Here is a 26162-nt window from a genome sequence, read left to right on the forward strand (position 1 = left end):
CATGTCTACAGTTGTAGTATTGACTATTATGTAGACAATTGAAGTTATATCGGGGCACAAACCGAGATAGGATTTCTGGCTTAGTTCTTGACTGCTCGGCTTATGAGGTCGCTATCATCAGTGAAGTCATACCTTTAGGTGGCGTTAAAGAGTCAGGCCTCAGCAGAGAAGGTTCTCAATATGGAGTTGATGATTATCTTGAACTAAAATGTATTTATATTGAGGATTTATAATTAACTTCTGGGCTGTTTAAGCGCTGACTAGGGTATTTCTTTCTACTTGGGGTTCTAGGGATTTTCCCCTCTAAAGTAACATAAATCGCCACAACCCTCGCAGTTAATGGCTTGTGGAGCTGGGTTACCTTTCATTTTAGACTTCATTTTCAACAATAGGCCTAGTTATTTCCTGTAAATCAGGTAGTTTGCGGTTACTAGCGAACTGATAAGTGCCGCTCAGATTAATGTTCTGCCATGCAACGGGTGATACTTGTCGAGTTATTGCTGCTTTTTCCTCGTCACCAACTTCTTCAAAGTGCAGTAATAGATGACTTAGGATCATCGAGTTAAAGTAGATAATAGCATTTGCCGTCAAACGGGCACACTCGTTCCAGACGACTATTTCTGATTCGTTTTTTCCACGGAACTGGTCACGATTGACCGATGCAATAGCTCGCCTGAGGAAATGCCAGGCTTCGCCTCGGTTCAGTGCTCGTTGAACATATTGGCGCAGACTTGCATCATCAATATAATCAAGTAAATATTGGGCTTTGATGAGCCTATTATATTCCGTTAATGCTTGTAATATAGGGTGTCTAGATGGATAACCAGATAATTTGCGTACTAGCAATGCCTGTGTTGTGCGTTTTTCTTGAAGGGATAACACAATACGCTGAATATCCTGCCAGCCTTCTTCAATCACATTCATTTTTATCGGCTTTTTCAGCGCCAGATGCGTGTTTCCGTCGTCGCTTTCAGTTACGTTAAATAGGTCATTGATCACACTGGTGAACTGAGCATACCTAGGCGCAAAACTATAACCGCATAAATCCAATAAGGCATAATTAACATGATTAACACCATGGGTGTCGGTTGAGAGGACATCTGGCTTAAGATCACTAGTATTAGATTGTAGTAAGTCGTAAATATAATGGGACTCATGCTCATTAGATCCTATGATACGGGCATTTAACGCACTATGATTGGCAACTAACGTCATGGCCGTAATACCTTTGTTGGTGCCGAAGTATTTCGAGGAGTAGCGAGTTTTAAAAGTCTCAAGGTGAGTTTCAAATTTTTGCCCATCGGTACTGGCGTGCAGGACGTCTTCTTGGATGTGATAGTGGCGGAAAATAGGGAGTGCCGCTACTGCGTTATTGATGATATCACTAGCCTCTTGCAAGGTTTCAGGCCTAATATAATTAGCTTGTATAGTGCTTAGATGCTCATAACTGCGATCAGATATTTGTGCCATCCCATATACGCCGCGATGTGTCGCATTCGCAATTAGAATAGCCAATAAATCATCCTGATTGGCGCCTACTTGTTTTTGTATTGGCAGCACGTGTGCGAAGCATTGCATAAAGTTGGTTTCTTGTTCAACATAACGCAACACATCAGCAATACTGACGGGGATCATTTGTTTAAAGAAAGGGTTGTTGACAAGTGATTGGGAGCCTTTAACTGGCAGTCGCCATCGTGTGCCACTTCGGCTCTTCATGATCACATTGCGGTTATCACCATTATCAATGTGACGAGCAACATCTTCTAGGGATGTTGTTAAGCGTATTTGTTTTACTTGCAGTAGCTTCTGAATCGGCTGCTTTAGCTTTTCCAATGTTGATGATGCCAATAGATCAGGCTGTATTGACGATGCAATTAAGTCGTCTTCTAGCGCACGATATTTAGTGACTTTTATAAGTAAATTCGACCATTAAGCCGAGAAGCCAGTTGACGGTAAAGCAACCATTCGTATCGCTGTGGATGAACAACATCCTTGTTAATTAACCATGGACGATGTTTTTGTTGGATAAGTGTACTATCCATTGTTTGCAATGTATTACCTGCTAATAGTTCTGTTTTTGTGGTTTTGAGCTGGGTCACTAATGCTTCTGAGCCTTTACCTGCTTGGCATTCAAGACATAGAAACACGGGCCTTAATAACTGCTCAATTAACCCGTTTTGATCATCATAATATTGCCATTGATATTCTTCTACCGTGCGTTTTTGCTTTTTTAAGTACAGGCATAGCGTTTCTATATCTTGGTTATTCATTACACTTAATGCTTGTTGCCTAACCGTTGCAAATGGTTGATTATCGTCGATACTGTCATCAACAAACAGATGCAGTAATTCTGCGGCTTTGGTGACATTGTCTGCAGCTGACCTCCATGAGTCAAACACTGCCTGTTGGGCAAACGCATGCGCAGCTTCTTGTTGTTTACGGATATGATGAATAAACCCATCAGCCAATCGCTCTAGGCTTTGCCGTATGCGTTGAGTCAGAAAACACAGCAACCATAGGTGTTGCTGTGGACGCTTAAAGCGTTTTAGTTTACTGCCATAATAATCCACCATTTCACCGAAGTGTTGTTGGTTTTTAGACGATAAGGCTAAGCCCTTAACAGCATTATCAATCTGTCTTGTATAAGGCTGTAACTGATGATACACCGTCAGTTCTTTTTTTAGCTCTGTCACCATAACGCTTTTTGCACCGGCTCGAAGCTGGCTTAAGGAGAGCCCATCTTTGTCATCGATAATAGTATTTAGAAATCCGTGTAGTTCAGATGAAACATGAATACGAAGCTTATTATTTAACGCCTTCTTGACCTGTTGGATAACACGACTGATAAGCTTTTGTAAGACAGTATATTTAGGGATGGCAATTCTATGCGTTGCTAGATATTCAGCGGCTGCATCGAATAGATAACGAGGCTCAAGCCAAGCTTTGCCGACCATAACAAGATGTTCGTACAGCGGCGCAAAGTGCAGACTTTCGTCCCATTTCTGATAGTTTAATAACCTCAGTATTCTTTGATATATACGGTCACGCTGCATCTTATTAATGCTGAAAGGCCTGATCCCTTTGCCTCCTTGAACTTGCGTTGAAATAAACTGCATATCGTCAAAGATGAGGTTAAAGCTAGGTGAAAGAATCACAGGCTTAGACTTAAAATACCCTAATAACGCAATGAAATAGCATCGGTGGTTCCTTAGGCGAATACTTTTCAACTCTGTTAACTCGATCTCGTTTGGCGTAAAATACAATCGTTGTTGTTCAAGTGATAATAGCGGCGGAGAATATAGATCAAGCTGCTCAGCTTTGGTAAGAATTGATAGTTCGTTTTTTATAGCCATAGGAATTAAATTAAGTTTAAGGGGTTGTTAACCTCATAATTTGCCATACTTTGGAGAAGTAACCCACCTTTGTATGCCTTTAAATATGGTGAGTATGGCGATTTATGTTACTTTAGAGGGGAAAATCCCTAGAACCCCCAATACAATAAAGCTAGAGACAATACAACGAAAATCTTAGGGAAGATCAGAGCCATTGAAGGCTTGCTTAATCAAGGTAAACCAACAGAGTAAATATGAAATTAAGAAAATGGCAAGCTAGTTGTATAAATAAAGCCTTAAAACAATACTCAAGTGGTAATAACCATTTTTTAGCTTTAGCAACACCAGGTGCAGGTAAAACCTTAATGGCATCTGAATTGGCAGATCAATTATTAAAAAATAATTTGATCGATTTAATCATTTGTTTTTCACCCTCTTCGATTGTTTCTCAAGATTTTAGCCAAAGTTTGCAGTTAAGAATTAATGAACGATTCGATGGATTACTGGGGGCTAAAGGACATTCTGTGACCTATCAAAGTTTGCAGTATCTCGATGATAATTTTTGGCAATTATTTGAACGGTTTCGAGTGTTCGTAATATTCGATGAGATCCACCATTGTGCAGGGTCGAATATTGACAATGCTAATGCATGGGGTGAACAAATAATACTGAACATTCAAGATAAGGCGAAATTTACATTAGCTTTAACGGGAACGCCTTGGCGCTCAGATGCTGCTCCAATTGTTCTTTCAAATTATATGCATCCTAGCAACAAAATAGTATGTGATTATGTTTATGGTCTTGCCGAGTCTATTACAGACGATGTTTGCCGTGTACCTCAAATAATTGCTGTAGATAACAATTATATTTCTGTTGTTGAAGATGATGAAACGAAAACATTTACTAGCTTTAAATGTTTATTATCGCAATCAATCATTCCGTATCAGGAAATTATTGAAAATGAAAAGGTCATTAAATACGTAATTTCTTCTGCACAGAAAAAGCTTAATTCAATTAGAGATAAAAACGCTGACGCCGCGGGGTTAATTGTTGCATCTTCTGTCGAGCATGCAAGACAGATCTCAACGTTAATGAAAGCCTGCTTTAACGAGGATGCCGCTGTTGTTACTTACAGAGCAAGTGAGCCAACAAGTATTATTCAACAGTTTAGACATGCACAAACTAAATGGATCATTTCCGTAGGGATGATAAGTGAGGGAACTAATATCCCTCGTTTACAGGTTTGTTGCCATCTCACCAATATAAAAACGGAAATGCATTTTAGGCAGGTTTTAGGGCGAATACTTAGAATGACAGCTTCAAAGAATCAAGAGGCTATTATGTACATGCCTGCTGAGCCTAAGTTGTTGGAATATGCTTATCGAGTTAAGCAAGACGTACCTTTTGAGGCTGATGTTGTTAAGTTTGAAAAGATGAAAACTAGTGTTAAAGAGGGTGTAGATTGTGAGACTTCAGATACTGTTTTATTCGACAAGGCATCAAACATTAGCAATAAAGAAAAATTGAAACTTGGTGGATTTGATACTGTTATTGGTCATAAAGCCTTTGAAGAAACTAGTGACATTGTTGATGAGCATTTTTTAACAAGTTCATATGAAAAAGTAGTCAATATTTTTGGGCGGTTTCAGCAAGAATCTATCGCCTTAGGACTGAGTGAGTTGAGGTAGTTATGCTGTATGTTAAGAATTAGAGGTTTGAATGAAGCTATATGAAGTAATTATATTAACGATACCGGTTAAAATTTTTAATTTGATCATTTCCGTTATTCCTGCCTATTTCCTTTGGAATTGGATTGTTCCTGATATCTTTGCACTCCCAGAAATAGAGCTGTTACAAATGACAGGGTTAATTATTTTAATTCAATGCATTATCAGTCGAGGCTTTATTTCTGTAAACACTGAAGGTGTTTGAAACTAAGTAGGCTGCTTAATAAAAGTTAAAAAGTAATTTAATTGAGGTAATTATGCTTACTGTTGAGAATTTCAAGGAACGGTTAGAGCGGTCTAATCGTTCGGATTGGCTACATGTAGCAGTTGAAGTTAACAATGCAAACCAATTATATATTGTTGGCAATGGCGGTATGGGAAATACGATTAGTATGCCTATTGAAAGGTATTTACCTGAAATTAAGGAATGGGTAATTAGGCAGATTAACTCTGGTGAATTAATTAAAGATGAAAAGAAAAGTCTTCTGCTAGATAGAAATATCTTGGTTTATTATGTATCTCTACCGCAATTTGCCAAGGAGTATATATGAAAAAATATAAAACCGTTATACAACAAGATGTAACTGAATTAGTTTGTGATGGTTGTGGTCTTGAGGCGCATGTTCATAAGGGTTATGAATTCAGCGAGTTTATCTCGATTGAACATAAGTGCGGTTATGGAACTATTCATGGTGATGGCAAGAAACTATCAATAGACTTGTGTCAGCACTGCTTTGCCGACATGTGCAGTGATTCGCTAACAATAGTTGACCCTTTAGATGAGAAAATTTCTAGCTCCAATGTAGATAAGTTAGAGTATCAAAATATTTTTCAGGCCATTACAAGATCAAAACATGAAGTTAATGAGCTAAAGCAAGGTAGTGATATTAGAATTACTGCTCGCGATATATTATCAGCCAATCAAATATCTAGCCCAAATGAGCTTCAAGCAGCCATGAAACGTGTAGAACAACTTTGGGATGCGCAATATCAATCGGCTGAGGGTAATGAGCTTCATCAACTTGCAGATTTAATTTGCGCCTATGAGAAAAAAGATTGGGACAGTTTTTTTGAAGAAGACCCATTAGCTGATGATGATTTTATGCCCGGCAGATTAAACTTTAAACCTAAGTGCACTTTTGATGAAGATAAAACTGCCAGTGGTATGTTATCAAGCATACTTATAAATACCGAGGTTGATGATGAGTCATCAAGAGATTCTGTATTGGTTGATAACGCCCTAGATGAAACTAAACAATATTTGCTGGAAAGTATTGCTAATGCAATGCATAAACATCCTGAATTACGATTGGGGCAGTTATTAATGAATGCGTTGAGCTTTCAGCAGTCCTCCCCTGAACTATTTTATATTGAAGATGACGTATTGACAGAAAAAATTAGTCAGTTCTCATGGCGATGAATAGTTAACTATTACTAAATGAATAAAACAAAAAATTAAAGAATATGAAAAAAACACTTAGGAAAAATAAAGCTTATTACACTCGGATTGACCGCCTTGCAAAGGTCTGTGATGTAAGTTTTGATTTGGCTTTACAAATGATAAAACTAAGAGCGGATGATAAACGATTAACGAGAAAGAAGAAGTCCCATGGCACTTTTATGAATTGGAAAACAGCTTCAATGGATACTTTAGGTCTTATGGTTTGTGAATGCTCGAAAAAAGATGGTGAAACTATTAAAATACGAGTATTCATGACTAAAGAAGAATTACCTGCGGATAAACAAAGTTTGTGGCAAGAGGTTAGCTCACATTAAATTGGCTAAATAATGAAATAGATAATCGTCCATGAAAAATTAAATAAACTTGGAAAATCAATACCCACCTGAAATACCCAGATATGACATTTGATTTACATGTTTTTTTGAAATACAAATGTAAGTTTCTATGGCGGTTTGGGGCACTTAACGAGTTACAAGTTTTGACAATTTTTGGACCGTTTGGTGCGCTAAGAAGAAGTAATGTTTTGAAATTGTGATTGTTTGTCGAGGTCAACTGTACACCCGTTAGTTGTCCTAAACAGGTCGACAGCTAACTTGATAATTCTCGGCTTAGCGGACGTTCCTAAAATCGGTATTGAGACTCATTTCATTATCAAAAAATCAATGAGAGGTTATATATCAATGTCGCCTGAAAGCTGCCATTGACCTTCCAGCATTTGATGTTAACTTTGTGAGCCTATTGCGGACACCAATTCGGTCTTTCTAGTTAAGAATAATAATTACCTAAGCTTCAATGGGGGACGAATAATACAATCCTTATCCGTGATACCAGCTCAAAACCACATGAGTTGCCCATAATTGAGCCTAATACCCATGCCGTTGTACTAAGCAGCAATATTTCAGCGCCCAAGGTAAAAAATATTAAAGATGCAATAAGCGAATAGAGCACGTAGTATATATATTTACTTCTTTTAATCGAACGAATTTCATCATAACTGAGCAATAACCCACTCAATGCCGCCCCCAAAAATACAAAAAAGAAACCACAAGTTATGTAAAATAAGAAAGGCGTTAGCGCTTCATGAAGAGCGTGAATAAGCGTGTTATGTTCGCCGAACCCAAAACCAAATTGTGGGCAGACAAACAATGTAGCACCACCTGCAAAGGATTCTATAAAGAATAATTTTATAAAAACAAGCCATTGCGAAGGGTAGAGATCATGCTCGACCATTTGCATGATTTTGGGTTCAACGCTAGCCGATGGTGCTACCTGTTTAGCATCAACAAAATTACAAAATTCTTTTAGTAACTGATTTTCAGTTTCAGGTTGATTGGAATTCATCATTTTATCTCCTTATCTGACATCAATCCACGTAACAGCCTTGTCGCACGACTTATTACTTGCCTTATATTGGATGGGGAAGTATCCATACGTGCTGCAATATCGGAAAAAGAGAGGTCGTCATTAAATCTAAGTTCCAGTGCTTGGCGCTGTTTTTCATTAAGGGTTGATAACTCTGAGAAAGCTTCTGCAATAGATAGACTGTTAACTTTCGCGTCAGGCGCATTAGCTGCTTTTTCATGATCTAACTGGAAATACTTGTTCTGCGTTGTCTGTTTTCTAACGTGGTCAATTAAAGTGTTTTTTGCAATGGTAAAAAGCCATGCAATAAAAGGGATACTGACTTTGTATTTTAATCGATAAGTATGCAGCTTACTGAAAACCTCCTGAAAAACGTCTTCAGCTTCATCCTGTGATTTTAGTCGTGCGATAAGGTAACTCATAACTCTACCCTTATGCCGTTGATAAAGCATTCGAAAAGCCTCCATGTCACCTTGGATGTATGCTTGCATCAGTTCCTCATCTGTCATTCAGTTAACCTCTTACTACTAATACGGTTTAACAAGGTTTTTTGTGACATAAAAATTCAATATTGATTGGTTAAGATTAAATATCCAAGATACCTGGACATTTCCCATAAGAAAAAAAGATTATAGCATTTGTCACAAAATAGTTCGCTGCCACGTTGTTATACTCAAACGCAGCAAAAATTTGCTTTGTTTAAATTAATCTATTTCAATTAACCGAACAAATAACGATCAGGAATACAAATCATGAAAAAATTATCTTTATTCATTCTAGCCTCATCTTTCATCTTTGGTGGCTCTCAGCAGCTATATGCAGCTCAGCAAGAGCATAACCACCAACACAGCGCAAATAGCGAGGAAAAAGCAATTGATGGGCTTAGCCTAAACCATGGAAAACGATGGGAAATGGATAAACATACGAGAATAATGTCAGTAAAAATGAATGATACGTTTTTTAATTCTGACCATTCAACTCTAGCTAGCTTAAACTTTTTAGGTATCAAGCTAGAAAAACAACTTAACGAGCTGATTGCTGGGTGTACAATGGACGGCGAAGCGCATAACCAGCTGCATTTATTTTTGACTGACTATATTCCAACCGTGCAGGATCTTGCCAAAGCAAAAAATTTGGATATGGCAAGAAGATCTGCAATTAAGCTAAAAGGCTATCTTGAAGGCTATAAAAAACATTTCAAATAAACTGGAACGGTGGCTACTTTAGGTTTAATTGAGTCAGAGAGTATTTTATTAATGTTATCGGCAGTTAGTTAGTAGTGCACTACTAACTAACTGCCTGTGAGAAAGAGTGTTCTAATGTCTGCTTATCGTACATTTGATAAATAAACTTCACAGTTAAATTGACGTCAATTGCTAACGTTTTGGGACAGTAAGGGACCCTAATTAGGAAAAACTGAATCTACAGGCTAAAGCGGTCATAAGTAGGGTTTCCATATATGGTCACTCGATACGAAAGTGTGCATTAATAAAACTCTATTTTAATAATTAATTTGTTCTTGATAGCATAAATAATTAGATGCAACGAGGGCTGTTGTGATCATACAGCGGACATTTACTTCATCCTTCTATGGCTGCATGGAGTATAATCCAGGTTCAATCTTTAATTGTCGAAAAATCTACGCTCACTTCAAATCCATCCTTTTGTCCAGTCGCTGGGGAGTTAAACGTCATAGTAGCACCTACGCCTGACACTATTGCATCGGCAATTGCTAATCCAAGTCCCATGCCTTGAACAGAAATATTTGACCGAACAAAACGTCGCCGTAATTGCAAGAGTGTCTCGGTTGGTATAACACTCGCGGCATTGACAATATTCAATATACCTTTGGAAGAAAAGCTGATCTCAACCGGTTGAGCGTAAACTCCATGTTTGATGGCATTATCTAATAAGTTTCGAATCAAAATAGCAAAAGCGTCTGGGTCTATGGCAGACATATATTCTCGGTTATTTGGCAGTGTAAGCGTAATTATTTTTGCAGGGTGTGACCGTTGTGAATCATCGACAATTAGTTGCAATAGGCTAATAAGGTTGTGTGGTTCAGCAGACAAAAGCCCTCCACCTTCAGCTTTAGCGAGTTGCATAAGTTTTTCTGATAAGCTCGATAAACCTCGTAAAGTAGTTTCAATTTTGCCCATGTCATCTTGAATAGAACCCGCAGAAACCTTTTGCTGTAAACGCTGTATTTGAGCTAAAGCTGTTGCAATAGGTGTTCGTAATTCATGGGCACTGTTCGCCGTGAATGACCTTTCTGATTCAAGTGCGCGTTGCAAGCGATCCAATAAACTATTAACCGATTCGGCGATAGGAATAATTTCAGTTGGCAGGCCCTCCACTTTGACTGTGGTAAGGTCACCACCGCCGCGGGATTCAATTTCATTTCTGTAAGCCAAAATATGACGCAAACTATACCGAACAAATACCCAGCTACCAATAAAACAAAGCGGGATAAGTAATATTAATGGCCACAATAGCGAGATAGCCATTTCAGTGATTGCTGCTCGCCTTTGCGTAAGAGGCTCTGCAATCTCTATGTGCAATGTATTTTGTACTGCTGATATGCCATAAAATCGATGTGTCGTTGACGAATTAAACCCTATAAGCAGCGTTTGATTAAAGATGGCAGGATCAGCATTATGAGACTGTAATAAAATCTGGCCTAGGTTATTACGAACAAGATAAACAAGGTGCTCATCATGCGCTTTAAATGACATTATTTGTTGCGCTTGTCCTGGATCTTCTCTGTTAATTATTTCAACAACGGCAAGTGGCATAATACGTTGAGCCGTTTCTGCCAGTGAGCTATCGAATAGTTCATTAAGTTTGTTTTTCGACACATACACAGCACCTGACAGTGCAAATATCCACAGTAAAGTCACAGCAAGAGTTAAGCCAATGCCTAGCGTTTTTTGAAGGCTTTGTGGTTTCTTTGTTTGTGTTAAAGTCATGTGCTGCCCGGTCCTGATAATCCCATGCGATAGCCCATACCGCGGACTGTTTCTAACTGATCTTTACCCAGTTTTTTACGCAAACGACTGATATAAACTTCAATGGTATTACTTTCTATTTCTGAGCCAAAAGCATACAAGTGATCCTCTAATTGTGATTTCGAGAGCAAGGTGCCTGGTCTTTGGATAAACGCTTCAAGCAATGCCCATTCCCGAGCAGTTAAATTGACCACAACACCATCGCGAGAAATGATATGTTTAGTCAGATCAATCTCCAATGTTCCTATGTAAACTTTTGGATTTGGATTGCCGGCATAACGTCTGGAAACGGCGGCTATGCGAGCGGATAGTTCAGATAGATCAAAGGGCTTTACAAGGTAGTCATCCGCGCCAGCATTTAATCCATTTATACGGTCAGAAATTTGATCTCTTGCCGTTAATATAATCACAGGTGTTGCTTCGCCTGCTTTACGAATTTTCTTTAATAAATCGATGCCACTGCCATCGGGCAGCATTAAATCAAGAAGCAGCAAATCATAATGGGTTGTACTGAGGCTGGCTTCGGCATTGGAAATACATTTTACCCAATCAACTGCATGACCTTCATCAGCAATTTGATCCTGTATCACTTCACCTAACCCTTCGGTATCTTCTACCAATAATATACGCATTTTTTACCTCAAGACCTTATCAGTACGTTGATAATAACCCAGGTTCCTGACAATAAGCTGAAAATATAATTTAATATCAATCACCTTATGCATTACCCCTCATAAATTAAACCTCATTTCTCGTTTTAAGCTTATTGTCAGGATCGAAGAGTACAGTGAGTATTCAATAAATACTCGTTCCATTTGAAGATGCATGATTCAGCGGGAATATCAATGAGGTTAAGATGAAACAACATAAACTAAGTATAACTCTCACGCTAATAACTGTTTGCATTTTCATTATCTGGGGGTGGAGCTTTACGATGAATACCGCAGCAATGTCTTCGTTACCGTGGGAAATTTATGATAATAGCCTGTATCTTAGTGGTTTTATGGCCATTGCTTTAATGTCTGTGACCATGATGTTGGCTACGCGCCCTGCTTGGTTAGAAACACCATTCAATGGTCTTGATAAAATATATCGCCTTCATAAATGGATGGGGATTTTAGCGGTAGTATTTGCAGCCCTGCATTGGCTGATAGAAATGGGCGATGACGTAATTAAGTCTCTCTTTGGACGAAGCGGGCGTGCTCCTGAACTAGATTTTTCAGGGTTTATTGAGATGATGAGAGACGCTGCTGAAGACGTTGGCGAGTGGGCTGTATATCTTGTTTTTGCCATGCTTGTGCTAACGCTTTGGAAACGCTTCCCTTACAACCTATGGCGCTATGTGCACCGTGTAATGCCGATACTTTATTTATTACTAGTTTTTCACTCTGTATTGTTAGCTCCACTGGTCTGGTGGCAGCAACCCGTAGGTTTGTTAATGGTGTTGTTGCTAACAGGGGGAAGCGTAGCCAGCATCGTCTCACTAAGGGGAACAATAGGACAGTCACGAAAAGCGCAGGGAGCCATCCATGCCATTTCAACGACGTCAGCGGGTATTATTGAAGTTGAGTGTCAGCTAGAGAATAAGTGGCAAGGGCATAGTGCAGGACAGTTTGCTTTCGTTACGTTTAATCAAACTGAAGGTGCTCATCCTTTTACCATAGCGAGTTCGGATCGCGGAGACGGCCAAGTTACTTTTCAGATTAAGGCGCTAGGCGATTATACCAAACGTTTAGATCATAAACTGAAAATTGGTCAATCAGTCACAGTAGAAGGTCCTTATGGTCGATTTAATTTCAAACCTAAAAACGCCACTACTGAACAAATATGGATCGCTGGCGGTATTGGTGTAACACCCTTTTTAGCAAGGCTTGAAGAGCTGAAAAATAAGTCAGAACAATCACCATTAGCTCAACTGCATTACTCCAGTAGTGATAGCGCAACAGATCCTTTTGTTAAGCGTTTACAAGAGGCTTGTATCGACTTACCCCTTATTCAACTGCACATACATGACAGCAGTGAAGGTAAAAAACTGACAACAGACCAACTGCTAACTCACTATTCAAAAAAAGCAATGATGGAGGTATGGTTTTGTGGGCCTACAGGCTGGGCCAGAATATTAGAAAATGAATTACGAGAAAAATTACAGGGTTCATTACTTTTTCATAGGGAAGCATTTGAACTGAGATAAAGCGAAAACTAAAACCTAACTTAAAACGATAACGGTATTGCTTTCAGCTTAATGTCAGGAACGCCGTTTATAATAATCGTAAATCAACAGGAGACTCACCATGAAAAATGCAATAAATAAAACAGAAGCAAAAATCACGAAAAATAAACTCGCTATGCTTTTAATAAGCTCTTTCTTTATCAGTGGCGCAGCATTGGCCGATGATGATGATTGCACTGATCCGGTATCAGAGTGGCAACCTCGAGAGCAACTGAGACAGATAATGGAAGATCAGGGTTGGAAGGTTAATCGTATCAAAGTGGATGATGGTTGTTACGAAGTTAAAGGGGTCGATCGAAAGGGAAACCGAATCAAAGCGACATTTTCACCCGCGTCATTGAAAATTAGAGAGCTTAAAATTAAGTTTGATATGTCAGGTGATGCCAGCGATTACTTAGATTTAGGTACACCGATGACGTCAATGCAATCAGAAAGTAATCCTTCACAAAATAAACAAAAAAACAAACCTAAAGTCACCATCGATTGAGTAAAAAGGAGAAAAGACAATGAAATATTTAACCATGACACTGTGCTTTTTTTGCTTCTTTGTAATGAGCAACCAGACTTCAGCACGCAAAATAACCCTTACCACCGAGCTACAAAACTACAGTGGTGACGGCGCTTATCTGGCTATTTATTTAACCAATGCAAAAGGTCAATATCAGGAAACACTGTGGATTGCGGGACAGAAGTCAAAATATTATAAACATTTGACTGGTTGGGCGCGTGGAAGTCGAATGCGCACCAGTGAATACGATGGGCTGACTGGCGCTAGCGTTACCCGCGGCAAGACATTAACGGTAACACTTGATCTGGCTGATAGTTATATTGACTCAGGTTTTCAGCTCAAAATAGATACCTCTGTTGAAGACCAACGTGACAATCGCAATGATGTTGTTGTGCCATTAACCACCGCAGGTGCCGGTAAACCTTCCGCTGGACGAGGCTACATAAAAGCCTTCACTTACGTACTATAAACGGGTTACTTAGGAGTTAGTATGTTACGTAAATTTCACTCTTGGTCTGGATTAATGGCAACGTTGTTGGTTGTGATGCTCTCTGTCACCGGAGCGGTTCTATCAATCAATCCCGTTATGGAATTTGCACAAGCCAAGGTAGCAGGCACGTCTTCAATTAGCGTAGCCGAGTTAGCGGGCAAGCTAGCTTCTAGCCACCCAGGTGCGGAGCAAATACAGCGTAGCCCCTCAGGCAGTATTATCGTCTATTACACCAAAGATGGACAAACTGGGGCTGATTTAATCAACCCAATAACCGGTGAAACTATCGGGGCTTATTCAAACTCACCCGTTATGGTTTGGGTGAAAAATTTGCATCGGTCTTACTTACTTGACACACCCGGACGTGTTGGCGCAGGCATTGCAACTTTTCTTATGCTGATATTAACCATTTCAGGTGCCATCATGCTGGCAAAACGCCTTGGTGGTTGGCGTCAAATTTTACGACCTATTCAAGGCACTTTTAGACAGCGTTTACACTGTCAGGTAGGTCGAGTAGCCGTTATTGCGTTGATGCTATCGGCCACAACCGGGCTGTATATGTCTGCAGTAACCTTTGAATTACTTCCTGATTATCAATCATCAGAACCCGCTTTTCCAGAAAACGTAAAAGGTGACTTTCCTGCATCAATAGATACGCTTACCGCCTTAAAATCGATCCCTTTGAGCGAACTTAGAGAAATAGTTTATCCCTATAAGGATGATCACAATGATGTTTATTCAATCACTACGCATCAAGGCAGCGGGTTTATCGACCAATCAACAGGACAATTACTGTCATTTCAAGCGTTCAACAACAAGCAAAAGTTGCATGAATTTATCTATATGCTTCATACGGGCGAAGGACTTTGGTGGCTAGGACTACTATTAGGTTTAGGTGCACTCACAGTGCCACTAATGTCGTGGACAGGCATTCAAATTTGGTGGCGTCGTAAACGCTCTACCGCGACAATCAATAACAATGCAGCCCCTAAGAGTGCTGATACCTTAATATTGGTTGGCAGCGAAGGAAATAGTACTTGGGGCTTTGCCAAAACCTTTCATGATGCACTTAACTTAGCTGGCCATCAGGTTCACACAATATCAATGAACAGCTTTGCGAATAATTCTGAGAGTCACTATCCGAATACGAAGCGGCTATTTATCCTGACTGCGACCTATGGTGATGGCGATACACCTGCTTCGGCCAGTCATTTCCTCACTCAGTTAGATAAAATGACCAAAATACCAGAGTTTCCCGTTGCAGTACTGGGCTTTGGCGATCGACAATTTCCTGATTTTTGTCAGTACGCAAAAGATGTCGAAGCGGCACTGACTGCCAAAGGTTGGTCACAATTACTGCCACTCGATACCATCAACAGGCAGTCGCCACAGGAGTTCTCCCGTTGGGGCAACACTGTGGGTAGGGTTATCAATACCAAGTTGTCGCTAGTTCACACTCCGAGTCATCCTCGCTGTACGACACTATCGCTCATCGAGCGAGTCGATTACGGCGTTGAAGTGCAAGCCCCAACTGCGGTATTACGTTTCAAACAACCTGATGTTAACGATAAAGGCCTACCCCATTTTGAGGCAGGTGACTTAGTAGGTGTTTTAGCGCCAGGCACTAAGGTGGCTCGATTTTACTCCCTCGCATCGGCATCGAAGGATGGCATGTTGGAGATCTGCATACGTCATCATTCCGGCGGGCTGTGTTCGAGTTTTCTCCATTCGTTATCGGTAGGCGACAGTATCGAGGCTTTTATTAGGCCCAATCCGAGTTTCCGACCCGCTTCAGGTAAAGCACCGATAGTGCTGATTGGCGCAGGTACGGGGATTGGACCCTTGGTCGGTTTTATCCGCAATAATAAATCACATCACCCCATACATCTCTATTGGGGAGGACGTAATCCACAGTCAGACTTCCTCTACGAACCTGAGCTCAAAACTTATCTTAAGGATAAGCGGCTGACAGAACTGAACGCCGTATTCTCCCGTACCAACGAGTGCTCTTATGTGCAAGAAAAAATCGGTGTTGATAGCTTAGAGTTACGCGAATTAATAGAGAAGGGAGCACAGATTTTGGTCTGTGGAGGACGAGACATGGCAAACAGCGTTATGGTGGCATTGAACGAAGTAATCGCACCTCTGGGCATGGACGTACTAACGCTCAAAGCCCAAGGACGCTATCGTGAAGATGTTTATTAGTTTGTTGACTGATTGAAGAGGGTTATATTTTTGTACTTTCTAAATTTATCCTTTGTAAGGCTTAAGTATTTATAGGGTGCACTGACATGGTGTTAGAAATATTTGGACGAGTATGGAAATGGGTCATTATTGGTGTAGGTCTAGGAGCTGCTCTACATGGCTTTGTACCAGAGGGTTGGATACAAGAAAACTTGGGTAATGATCAATGGTGGTCAGTTCCTTCTGCCGTGTTACTTGGAATACCTTTATATTCAAATGCTACAGGGGTAATTCCTGTGATGGAAAGTTTAATTAAACAAGGGCTCCCTATTGGTACAACACTCGCCTTTTGTATGAGTACTGTAGCTGCGAGTTTCCCTGAATTTATTTTGTTAAAGCAAGTGATGCAATGGCGATTATTGGCGGTGCTCTTTGTACTCCTACTCGTCGCATTTACATTAATTGGTTGGATTTTTAATTATTTAACCCCATTTATTTAAAGAAATAATTTAAGGACATTATGATGAAAGAAATAAAAGTACTAGGTACTGGTTGTGTTAAATGTAAAAAAACCGTTGAAGCTATTTCAAAAATAGCGAATGAATTAAATATAGACGTACAAGTAATTAAAGAAACAGAACCTGAGATAATTATGGGGTACGGTGTAATGAATACACCTGCGGTAATTGTTGATGAAATAAATGTGCATAGTGGTTCAATTCCACACAGAGAAGCAATTGAAGCCTGGTTAAGAGGTTAACTATGCAAGTTGTTTTGGCCATTAATTTATAGCTTCTAACTCACAATGGGGGCGAAAGCGAGTTAGGGTATACACTCTAATGTTAGCTGTTATTTAAGGTGTTGGGCATAGGTATGACCACAGCTAGAATTAATTTCTAACAAATATTTAGCAATTATATTTAAGTCAGTTTATAGCGAATTATTGTCATTTTCACATGGAAAAGTGAATGTAATTTACTGGCAAAGTTGCATATGATTTTAGATGTTTAATTAAATGTACTCATAATGTTAAAATCTATGGGTGGTCTTCAATTTAATTGGGTTAACTAATAGTTTATTTTGCTAGATAAACTCAACTTCATCTTGATGATTATGTGTGAGGGGGGTTGCTAGGGATAAATGAATGCTAAAGTTGACTCAACAAATAGCATAAGTAGATAGTGTGATACTTTATTGTTTGTTGTTTGCAGCTCCGCTACAAATTTAATTTTTAAAGTATGATACTTTAATAAACATACTTATCTTTTAACGTCCTATAATAGGGAGTCTTATAGACACAAAAGTATGATACTTTATTGTTAGTTTACAGCCGCTTTAATAGTTAATTAATTTGGTACCAAATACCTCATTTTGGTACCAAATTAAAACGATAAACCCCAAAGTTTATAAAGCTAAAATTCATGACAAGCTATGGCTTTATCAACAGCTTAAAATAGTTTAAACCCTTCTTACACTTTAAAAATTTTATTTAACATTCCAGCAAGACGTACACCTGCTTTAGACATTTGTTGATTTAACAATGGTGTATTTTTAAATACGTATTGATAGCTTAATTCTTTATCTTCAGGAAAGTTATATACGTTGGCTCTTATAGCTTTGGAGTCTTTTGCCCAATCAAGATATTTAGCGCTTTGCCATAATTTAATGGTATCTGCAGAGTAATTATTTAAAAAATTAGCATACTCTGTGTAAGACAGCTTTTGATTTTCGATAATAGCAGAATCCCATACTGCATGAAGATTTTTGGACTTTCCAAACCATGTTACTTTTATATCATTGCCGCCACGATCATCTCTGCGGCCAACATGTAATGGTTGGTGTATATCTCCAACAAAATGTATGTAAAAGGCTAATGCTTGCCACTTCTCTTCCTTACTTATGGTGTTATCGCGAAGCTGTTTTTCAAAATCAGACAAGGCTTTTAGTACATCACCTGATTCACTTCTACTAAGTCCGGTAAATGACTCATCATCATCTACTGAGATATAGTGCCAAGGCTTGGCATGGTCCCAATGTTTATCTGAACGAATAGTGTCGGGCCAGTTTGCTAATTTTGCTAATGGATCACCATTAGTTATTTCCATCAGTACCTTTTTAACGTCAGGGTCTAAGTTATCTTCAGCGATTTTTGCCACTATACGATGGCCATTAGGCCCTAATGCTGAAGCTGATTTCATCGGTAAGTTAGCTAATATGGTTATCATGACAACCATAAACATTTTGTTAATCATTTATCGTCCTTTTCCTGTAGTTTGCTAAATTTTATAAATTGGTACAATTTTATCGCTATATTGCTTATCTAGGGAGAAATATACAACTAGTTGTCGTTGTTTATTGTATAACACCACTGTTTTATAAATTTACTAAATTCTCTTCATTGCTCTGCAACTTATACAAACCTGTCTGTAAAAATTTCAATTAATTAATATGAAATTTGTAAAGTAATTTAGGTGTGACTAATTTAAATCGTTACATAACAAGTTCTTATGTTTTATTTTCTATCTGGCACGATTAAAGCATTAAGTTACTCGTAGTTCGAAACTAAATTAATTAAAGGGGAATACTATGTTGAACTGGGCACTTACATTTTTAGTTGTTGCTATCGTTGCGGCAATATTTGGCTTTGGTGGTATTGCAGGCGCAGCAGCTGGTATTGCTAAAATTATATTTTTCATCTTCGTTGTATTATTGGTTATTTCATTAATCGCTAATGCCATTCGTGGTAAATCACCAAAACTTTAAGGAAAAAATTATGACTTTTATTAAAAAATTATCAACAACAATGATCACACTTGTAGCAGTATTAGGTTTAGCGGCATGTAGTGGCGATAAAGCAGAAACCGCTGGTGAGAAAGTAGATGACATGGTACATGATGCCGGAAATGCTATGGAAGATGCCGGTGATAAAGTAAGTGACATGGCAACTGATGCTGGTAATGCTGTTGAAGACGCTTGTGAAAATGTAAAAGAAGGTGTAAAAGCTGACGATACAGACTGTTAATCTACAGTTAAGAAATAAAAAGGCCTTTCTAGGCCTTTTTTTGTGACTGTTTTTCATCGAATTTATAAAGTTAGCGATAAAAACATTGGCAATATCTTTCAACTTTTACTACCGACTAACATTCAGGTAATAAGCATCAATTACAGATCCGCACTTAACTTGAAGCGTTATCTTCATTGAATGAAAATTCAACCTTGGCATAAGTAACCTTTACAATAGCCTTTGTACTTTCTATACACCATTGATATTTTTTAAAGTTAAATGGCTAAATATCAACAACTTAAATTAGGCTCGATACTTGCTACTTAATGCTCACAATAGATAAAAAGGAAGTAATAATGATTACAGTAAGCAACTCAGCCTATTTGGGATTTTACTTATACTTATTGATGGTACTTGTTCAGTGGGCAGTAGCAACTTTTAGTAAAGCTAAGCAACCCAATGCTATTCCTGGCAAAATTGACGAAAATTTATCCCACGATAGTTTTGTATTTAGATCACACCGCACTTTTGAAAACACGCTAGAAAACAGTGCGCTATATGTAGGCACGGTTCTTTTTGCTTTTGCTCTTAACCTTCAAAGCCCTATTTTTGCTGTTTGCGTATGGGTTTATCTTGCCGCGAGAATTATCCATATGGCGTTGTACTATGCTATTGCAACCGAGAAAAACCCAAGCCCACGTACTTATTTCTTTTTAATTGGTGTAGTTGCCAATATCACCATGTTGGTAATGATTGGACTAAGGTTAATTGCATTTTAAATTTTTTATTCATTTACATAATCGAATAGAAATCTTAAATACTATAAGGAAACAGATAATATGAAAAAAACATTAATTATTGGTGCCAGTGGCCAAATTGGTAAAAAATTTACCCAACTTATGCTTGATGATGGTAATCATGTTGTTGCGCTTGTTCGTGATAAAAGTAAATTATCAGCTATTAATAATGAAAATTTAACGATTGTTGAAGCCGATCTCACTAAAGATTTTGGTAAGGCATTTAAGCAATGTACCAATGTGGTTTTTGTCGCTGGATCTGGTGGTAATACAGGAGCAGATAAAACCATGTTAATTGATTTATGGGCCGCATGCCGAGCGGCTGATTATGCAAAAGCTAATGCGATTGAGCACTTTATATTAGTCAGTTCAATCGGTGCTGATGCACCGTCAGAAGGCTCAGAAAGTATGCAACCTTACTTAATTGCCAAACACATGGCTGACGAACATTTAATGCGTAGCGGGTTGCACTACTCTATTGTTCGTCCTGGCACATTAACCAATGATGCTGCTAAAGGAAAGTTTACAATAACAAGGCCCGCGCAAAAAGAAGATGCAATTATTACACGAGATGACGTTGCTAAGGCACTGTTATTTATTGTTAATAATTCACCTAAAGCAAACACAGTAACAGAACTATTTAATGGTAGTAAAAGCATTGATGAAGTAATGAAATAGACATTTAATATTTTTGAGCCCTGCTCAATTTATATAAATGACTATGATGCTATATTGATTGAGATCAGCATTAAGCAATAACGCGACTAAAAAGTCGCGTTATTGCTATTTAGGGCTTAGGTTATGGGGACTCATTAGCCCTATTGGCAATTTTAGTGCAATCCCAACCTGTAAATCTCACACTTCATCGTGAATATTTTTCATGCTCATTGGTTTACTTATTAATAAGCCAAAATAAACCATATTTATTTATCATTAAATCAAGGGTTTACCTGTATTTTTTAATGTTAAATGTGGCTTTAGCCTTGCAATGCTCTGTATATCTAACGCGAAAAGAGGTCAAAAAACTAATGAGTAATTCAATAGAGACGATCAACCCCTTTACCGAGGAAAAGATTAAAGAGTATAACTTGCTGACACATGGCGAGGCTAAGCTTGCCTTAGAAAATGCCGATCAGAGTTTCAATAAATGGAAGCTTGTTGACGTTGCAGAGCGAGCAAAGTTAGCGCTATCGCTAGCGCGAGTGATAGAAGACAATCAGCACGAGTTAGTGCAACTCATGGTTGACGAAATGGGTAAAGTTAAATCCCAAGGTGAGCAAGAGGTAGCGCTGTGCGTTGAAATCTGTAAATACACGGCTAGCATTGCTGAACAGGCACTGGCTAACGAAGAGCGCGATTACGAACAAGGTAAAGCACTGATCACTTATCAACCTATTGGTGTTATTTTAGGAATTCAGCCATGGAACTTCCCTTTATATCAGGTGATGAGATATAGCATTACTAATGTAGTTGCCGGTAACACTACCGTGATGAAACATGCCTCTAACGTATTTGGTATGGCAGAAAAAATTCAATCATTATATGAGCAAGCTGGATTTCCCAAGTATGTTTACCAGTCGTTACTTATTGATGGTGAAACTGCCAGTAAGTTAATTAGTCATGATGCTATTCAAGGGGTTACTTTCACCGGTAGCGATGAAGTTGGAAAGTTGGTAGCAGAAGAAGCAGCTAAACATAGTAAAAAGACAGTATTAGAACTCGGTAGCAATGACGCCTATATGGTTTTAGATGATGCAGATATTGCGCTAGCGATAGCAACCTGTGTAAAAGGGCGAGTTATTAATAATGGTGAAACCTGTGTTTCTGCAAAACGTTTTATTGTCACCGAAAAAAACTATGATGAGTTTAAACAAGGCTTTAAAAAAGCGATGATGCAGCTAAGATTAGGCGATCCTTGGGCAGATGAAACTGATTTAGGCCCAATGGCGAGAAAAGACTTACGTGAAAAATTACACCAACAAGTTACTGAATCTATTAAGCGTGGTGCAACGGTAGTTTGTGGTTGTGATATTCCTGAGGGAGAAGGTTTCTTTTACCCTGCATCTATTTTGGAAAACGTAAAACCTAATATGCCGGCATATGATGATGAGTTATTTGGTCCTGTTGCTGCGCTTATAAAGGCGAGTGATGATGAAGAGGCAATGCGAATTGCTAATGACTCTCGCTATGGCTTAGGCGGTGGTATTTTCTCTAAAAACGAAGAACGAGCTGTTGAGCTTGCTCAGAAACACTTTAACACGGGTATGGTTAACATAAATGGCTATGGTTTATCGCAACCAAACCTACCTTTTGGAGGAGTGAAAAACAGTGGTTATGGTCGAGAGCATGGTGGTTTTGGTTTAAAAGAATTCGTTAATATTAAATCAATAATGATTAATAGACCAACATCATAACGAAGCACGAGATTGTTTTATTTATAATCAAGATGCTCAATGTAAGTTGGGCGTTTTTAAAGTCAAATTATAGTAGGTTTTCTTAAAATTTAAGCCGTATTAACGGTTAAATCATTCACTTAAAAACTACGTGTTAAAACCTGCAGATAACAAGCTGCGCATAGACACCCTGATTAGGGTTGTCGGCATTAAATGGTGATAAAGCGAAAGATACAGACTTTTAAGTGCTCACTTGGTAGTTACACAAAAAGGCCTTTCTAGGCCTTTTTTATTGCCTGAAAAGCAAGCGTATTGATATTAGTGAACCTTTAGTTTATTTAAATGAATGCTATTCTTGTATAGTCGGTAAATATTTTACTTGCTTTGGCTGTTATTGATATATAATAAAACTTATAAACGCTCGTTAATTAATAATTTTCAGTAGGTTATGAGTGATTTTTAGATGAAATAAGTAATAAACTATGTTTATAGATATCTAAAAAATTAACCTGAGAAAATCATTCATTAAATGAAGAGGGTTTATTTTTAAGTTATTGCAGCAATATTTAGTTTTAGTGATATAGCTGATTCAGTTATTGGTATTATAAAAATATATTTTATTTTCTTAGGGTTGCCGATTATGTCTTTAATCGGGCATGCAATTCGTGGAAAATAACTAAAAATCTAGGGAATAAAAATGACATTTATTAAAAAATTATCAACCACACTTATTTTATCTGTTGCTATGTTTGGTTTAACAGCATGTAGCGAAAAAGAAGCAGAAAAAGCGGGTGACAAAGTTGAGTCTGTTGCACAAGATGCCAGCAGCACTATGGATAAAATGAAAGACAGTGCCGGTAATGCACTTGAAGCCGCTGGCGAAAAAGTTAACGAAATGAAAGACAGTGCTGGCGATGCCCTTGAAAGTGCTGGCGAAAAAGTTAGTGACATGAAAGACAGCGCAGGCGAAAAAGTATCGGCATTAAAAGATGATGCAGGCGAAGCAATGGAAAAAGCCGGCGATAAAATTGGCGATATGAAAGATAGTATCAGCAACAAATTTGGTGATATGAAAACTGATGCAGGTAATGCTATTGAAGATGCTTGTGAAAAAGCAAAAGAAAGTGCAGATGCTGAAGACGAAGATTGTTAATTCTTTAACAATGTTATAAAAAAAGGCCTTTAAGGCCTTTTTTATAGGCAATTTATGACGATGATACTAACTGCGCTCCCCCACACTTCGCTAATTTAATGTGGGGAAATGCAGGCGTTAATTAGGCTAAGTCAAAGCGATCGGCGTTCATCACTTTTACCCAAGCGGCAACAAAATCGTGTACAAACTTTTCTTTATTATCATCCTGCGCATACACTTCGCTGTAGGCACGCAGTATTGAGTTAGAACCAAAGATTAAGTCAACACGAGTTGCTGTCCACTTAACTTTATCTGTTTTTCGCTCACGAATTTCATATAACTTATCGCCTACAGGCTGCCACTTATAGTTCATATCCGTTAAGTTGACAAAATAGTCGTTTGTTAAAGCACCTTCGTTTTCTGTGAATACCCCATGTTTGGTACCTCCGAAGTTAGTACCTAACATACGCATACCACCGATTAAAACGGTCATTTCATGAGCGGTTAATCCCATTAATTGAGTTCGGTCAAGCATGAGCTCTTCAGCGCTAACTTTATAATCGCCTTTGAGCCAATTACGATAGGCGTCATGTAAAGGTTCTAGCACTTCGAATGATTCAACATCAGTGAGTTCATCCGTGGTATCACCACGACCAGGCGCGAACGGCACGTTTACTTCAACACCCGCAGCTTTTGCTGCTTGTTCAATACCGACATTGCCCGCTAATACAATAACGTCAGCAATACTGACACCACTGCTGCTTGCAATGTCTTCAAGTGTTTTTAATACCTTGCTCAAACGCGATGGCTCATTACCTTGCCAATCTTTTTGCGGTGCAAGACGAATGCGTGCTCCGTTAGCACCACCACGTTTGTCAGAGTCGCGATAAGTTCTAGCGCTATCCCAAGCAGTGGCAACCATGTCACTAATAGTTAAGTCACTGGCAGCGATTTTTTCTTTTACAGACTCAATATCATAATCTGTCATACCTGCAGGTACAGGATCTTGCCAAATAAGATCTGCTTGTGGTGCTTCTGAGCCGATATAGCGTACTTTTGGTCCTAAATCTCGATGAGTTAATTTGAACCATGCACGGGCGAAAACATCTGAAAAATATTCAGGGTCTTTAGCAAAACGCTCTGATATTTCACGGTAAGTAGGATCTACCTTCATGGCCATATCTGCATCAGTCATTATTGGCATAGTGCGAATGGATGAGTCTTCAACATCAACGGGTTTATCTTCTTCTTTAATGTCGACTGGTTGCCACTGCCATGCGCCGGCAGGACTTTTTTCAAGCGCCCATTCATGATCTAGTAACATTGAAAAGTAGCCGTTATCCCATTGTGTAGGGTTTGTAGTCCATGCTCCTTCAATACCACTGGTAACGGTATCACGACCAATACCACGCTTAGTTTTATTGTTCCAACCTGTGCCTTGTTCTGAAATGTCGGCAGCCTCTGGCTCTCTTCCAAGCTTTGATGCATCGCCATTACCATGACATTTACCTACGGTGTGGCCACCAGCAGTTAGCGCTACGGTTTCTTCATCGTTCATGGCCATACGTTCAAAAGTAACTCGAATATCATGAGCTGTTTTTAAAGGATCTGGCTTACCGTCAACACCTTCTGGATTAACGTAAATTAACCCCATCATAACTGAAGCTAAAGGATTTTCTAAATCACGCTCACCTGAATAACGGCTGTTTTCACTGTCACTTGTTGCAAGCCATTCTTTTTCTGCGCCCCAATAAGTGTCTTTTTCAGGGTGCCAAATATCTTCACGACCGAAGGCGAAACCAAAGGTTTTTAACCCCATAGATTGATAAGCAATAGTGCCAGCATATGAAATTAAATCTGCCCAGCTAAGTTGGTTACCGTATTTTTTCTTTATTGGCCAAAGTAAGCGACGTGCTTTATCTAAATTGGCATTGTCTGGCCAAGAATTAATTGGTGTAAAGCGTTGATTTCCGGTAGCCGAGCCTCCGCGACCATCAGCAATACGATAGGTACCCGCTGCATGCCAAGTCATACGAATCATTAAACCGCCATAATGACCCCAGTCGGCAGGCCACCAGTCTTGGCTGTCAGTCATTAATGCGTGTAAATCTTTGTTTAGTGCTGCAATATCAAGATTTTTAACGGCTTCTCGATAATTAAAGTCAGCAGCCATTGGGTTCGTTTTACTGTCATGTTGATGAAGAATGTCGAGATTTAATGCTTTTGGCCACCATTGCATGTTTGTCATTGAACTTTCGGTTGCACCACCGTGCATAACAGGACATTTTCCGCTAGCCGTTTTTTTATCATTCATATTCAATTTCCTTGGGTGAATTGCTATAAATATCTTTGGTGATTAGTTGATGTGAAGACATGAGTTCACGCGAGCACATAGCTTACTAAACGTTTTAAATCTTAAGGTATAGACCGATATAAGTAGCAAAAAGTTTCAGATAAATTGTTGTTAAATAATTTAAAAATATTAAAAGCGCCAGTTGTTAAGTGGCGCTCTGTATTGTGTAATACTGTTTTA

General features: G+C 38.8%; 22 protein-coding genes and 2 pseudogenes. 17 read left to right on the forward strand and 7 right to left on the reverse strand.

Going from position 1 to position 26162, the window contains the following annotated elements:
* Positions 1 to 369 precede the first annotated feature (369 nt).
* Positions 370 to 3353, reverse strand: a pseudogene (locus tag B6A32_RS00100) (Tn3-like element ISKox2 family transposase).
* A gap of 233 nt (positions 3354 to 3586) precedes the next feature.
* Between B6A32_RS00100 and B6A32_RS00105 the strand changes: the two are divergent.
* From B6A32_RS00105 to B6A32_RS19235, 4 genes are all read left to right on the forward strand, one after another.
* On the forward strand, positions 3587 to 5020 hold the full coding sequence (locus tag B6A32_RS00105) for a DEAD/DEAH box helicase (RefSeq protein WP_085300739.1): 1434 nt from the start codon (positions 3587 to 3589) through the stop codon (positions 5018 to 5020).
* Between the two features lie 296 nt (positions 5021 to 5316).
* Positions 5317 to 5610 (forward strand): hypothetical protein, encoded by a 294-nt coding sequence (locus tag B6A32_RS00115; protein WP_085300741.1) that lies wholly within the window; start codon positions 5317 to 5319, stop codon positions 5608 to 5610.
* On the forward strand, positions 5607 to 6479 hold the full coding sequence (locus B6A32_RS00120; RefSeq protein WP_085300742.1) for a hypothetical protein: 873 nt from the start codon (positions 5607 to 5609) through the stop codon (positions 6477 to 6479). The genes B6A32_RS00115 and B6A32_RS00120 overlap by 4 nt, the downstream gene beginning before the upstream one ends.
* 200 nt (positions 6480 to 6679) lie before the next feature.
* The gene (locus tag B6A32_RS19235; protein WP_158088431.1) at positions 6680 to 6835 is read left to right on the forward strand and encodes a hypothetical protein; all 156 of its coding nucleotides are present in this window, start codon (positions 6680 to 6682) and stop codon (positions 6833 to 6835) included.
* Positions 6836 to 7310: 475 nt separating this feature from the next.
* Here B6A32_RS19235 and B6A32_RS00130 read toward each other — a convergent pair whose 3' ends face one another.
* Together B6A32_RS00130 and B6A32_RS00135 are read right to left on the reverse strand one after the other, a co-directional pair.
* On the reverse strand, positions 7311 to 7865 hold the full coding sequence (locus B6A32_RS00130) for a hypothetical protein (protein WP_085300744.1): 555 nt from the start codon (positions 7863 to 7865) through the stop codon (positions 7311 to 7313).
* Positions 7862 to 8392, reverse strand: coding sequence for an RNA polymerase sigma factor (locus tag B6A32_RS00135; RefSeq protein WP_085300745.1), 531 nt, complete (start codon positions 8390 to 8392; stop codon positions 7862 to 7864). The genes B6A32_RS00130 and B6A32_RS00135 overlap by 4 nt, the downstream gene beginning before the upstream one ends.
* Before the next feature lie 243 nt (positions 8393 to 8635).
* Here B6A32_RS00135 and B6A32_RS00140 point away from each other — a divergent pair, with 243 nt between their 5' ends.
* Complete coding sequence (locus tag B6A32_RS00140; RefSeq protein ID WP_085300746.1) at positions 8636 to 9088, forward strand: hypothetical protein; 453 nt, start codon at positions 8636 to 8638, stop codon at positions 9086 to 9088.
* Between the two features lie 411 nt (positions 9089 to 9499).
* On the opposite strand, the gene B6A32_RS00145 is transcribed toward B6A32_RS00140, so the two are convergent.
* Together B6A32_RS00145 and B6A32_RS00150 are read right to left on the reverse strand one after the other, a co-directional pair.
* Entirely contained in the window at positions 9500 to 10852 is a 1353-nt protein-coding gene (locus tag B6A32_RS00145; RefSeq protein WP_085300747.1) for a sensor histidine kinase, read from the reverse strand.
* Complete coding sequence (locus B6A32_RS00150; protein WP_085300748.1) at positions 10849 to 11523, reverse strand: response regulator; 675 nt, start codon at positions 11521 to 11523, stop codon at positions 10849 to 10851. Before B6A32_RS00150 ends, B6A32_RS00145 begins: the two co-directional genes overlap by 4 nt.
* Before the next feature lie 302 nt (positions 11524 to 11825).
* Between B6A32_RS00150 and B6A32_RS00155 the strand changes: the two genes are divergently transcribed.
* The 6 genes and pseudogenes from B6A32_RS00155 to B6A32_RS00180 all read left to right on the forward strand — a co-directional run bounded on the left by B6A32_RS00155 (position 11826) and on the right by B6A32_RS00180 (position 17063).
* Positions 11826 to 13082 (forward strand): ferredoxin reductase family protein, encoded by a 1257-nt coding sequence (locus B6A32_RS00155; protein WP_198946856.1) that lies wholly within the window; start codon positions 11826 to 11828, stop codon positions 13080 to 13082.
* 100 nt (positions 13083 to 13182) lie between these two features.
* Complete coding sequence (locus B6A32_RS00160; protein WP_233131278.1) at positions 13183 to 13608, forward strand: PepSY domain-containing protein; 426 nt, start codon at positions 13183 to 13185, stop codon at positions 13606 to 13608.
* A gap of 19 nt (positions 13609 to 13627) precedes the next feature.
* The gene (locus tag B6A32_RS00165; RefSeq protein ID WP_085300750.1) at positions 13628 to 14098 is read left to right on the forward strand and encodes a DUF2271 domain-containing protein; all 471 of its coding nucleotides are present in this window, start codon (positions 13628 to 13630) and stop codon (positions 14096 to 14098) included.
* Between the two features lie 21 nt (positions 14099 to 14119).
* The gene (locus tag B6A32_RS00170; protein ID WP_085300751.1) at positions 14120 to 16324 is read left to right on the forward strand and encodes a PepSY domain-containing protein; all 2205 of its coding nucleotides are present in this window, start codon (positions 14120 to 14122) and stop codon (positions 16322 to 16324) included.
* Between the two features lie 92 nt (positions 16325 to 16416).
* Positions 16417 to 16803 (forward strand): annotated as a pseudogene (locus B6A32_RS00175) (permease); the annotation flags it as partial.
* A gap of 23 nt (positions 16804 to 16826) precedes the next feature.
* Positions 16827 to 17063, forward strand: a complete 237-nt coding sequence (locus B6A32_RS00180; protein WP_085300752.1) for a thioredoxin family protein — start codon at positions 16827 to 16829, stop codon at positions 17061 to 17063.
* 709 nt (positions 17064 to 17772) lie between these two features.
* Here B6A32_RS00180 and B6A32_RS00185 read toward each other — a convergent pair.
* Positions 17773 to 18555, reverse strand: a complete 783-nt coding sequence (locus B6A32_RS00185; protein WP_085300753.1) for a S1/P1 nuclease — start codon at positions 18553 to 18555, stop codon at positions 17773 to 17775.
* A 334-nt stretch (positions 18556 to 18889) separates the two neighbouring features.
* Here B6A32_RS00185 and B6A32_RS00190 point away from each other — a divergent pair, with 334 nt between their 5' ends.
* The 6 genes from B6A32_RS00190 to B6A32_RS00215 all read left to right on the forward strand — a co-directional run bounded on the left by B6A32_RS00190 (position 18890) and on the right by B6A32_RS00215 (position 23650).
* On the forward strand, positions 18890 to 19066 hold the full coding sequence (locus B6A32_RS00190) for a DUF1328 family protein (RefSeq protein ID WP_085300754.1): 177 nt from the start codon (positions 18890 to 18892) through the stop codon (positions 19064 to 19066).
* A 10-nt stretch (positions 19067 to 19076) separates the two neighbouring features.
* Complete coding sequence (locus tag B6A32_RS00195) at positions 19077 to 19325, forward strand: hypothetical protein (protein ID WP_085300755.1); 249 nt, start codon at positions 19077 to 19079, stop codon at positions 19323 to 19325.
* 338 nt (positions 19326 to 19663) lie between these two features.
* The gene (locus B6A32_RS00200) at positions 19664 to 20086 is read left to right on the forward strand and encodes an MAPEG family protein (protein ID WP_085300756.1); all 423 of its coding nucleotides are present in this window, start codon (positions 19664 to 19666) and stop codon (positions 20084 to 20086) included.
* Positions 20087 to 20146: 60 nt separating this feature from the next.
* The gene (locus B6A32_RS00205; RefSeq protein WP_085300757.1) at positions 20147 to 20782 is read left to right on the forward strand and encodes an SDR family oxidoreductase; all 636 of its coding nucleotides are present in this window, start codon (positions 20147 to 20149) and stop codon (positions 20780 to 20782) included.
* 350 nt (positions 20783 to 21132) lie between these two features.
* Positions 21133 to 22518, forward strand: coding sequence for an NAD-dependent succinate-semialdehyde dehydrogenase (locus tag B6A32_RS00210; protein WP_085301496.1), 1386 nt, complete (start codon positions 21133 to 21135; stop codon positions 22516 to 22518).
* Positions 22519 to 23194: 676 nt separating this feature from the next.
* Positions 23195 to 23650, forward strand: a complete 456-nt coding sequence (locus tag B6A32_RS00215) for a hypothetical protein (RefSeq protein WP_085300758.1) — start codon at positions 23195 to 23197, stop codon at positions 23648 to 23650.
* A gap of 121 nt (positions 23651 to 23771) precedes the next feature.
* Here B6A32_RS00215 and katG read toward each other — a convergent pair whose 3' ends face one another.
* Positions 23772 to 25943: a catalase/peroxidase HPI gene (katG, locus tag B6A32_RS00220; RefSeq protein ID WP_085300759.1), complete on the reverse strand. Its 2172-nt coding sequence runs from the start codon at positions 25941 to 25943 to the stop codon at positions 23772 to 23774.
* Between the last annotated feature and the right edge of the window lie 219 nt (positions 25944 to 26162).

This window comes from Colwellia polaris, assembly GCF_002104515.1.
Taxonomy (GTDB): Bacteria; Pseudomonadota; Gammaproteobacteria; order Enterobacterales; family Alteromonadaceae; genus Cognaticolwellia; species Cognaticolwellia polaris.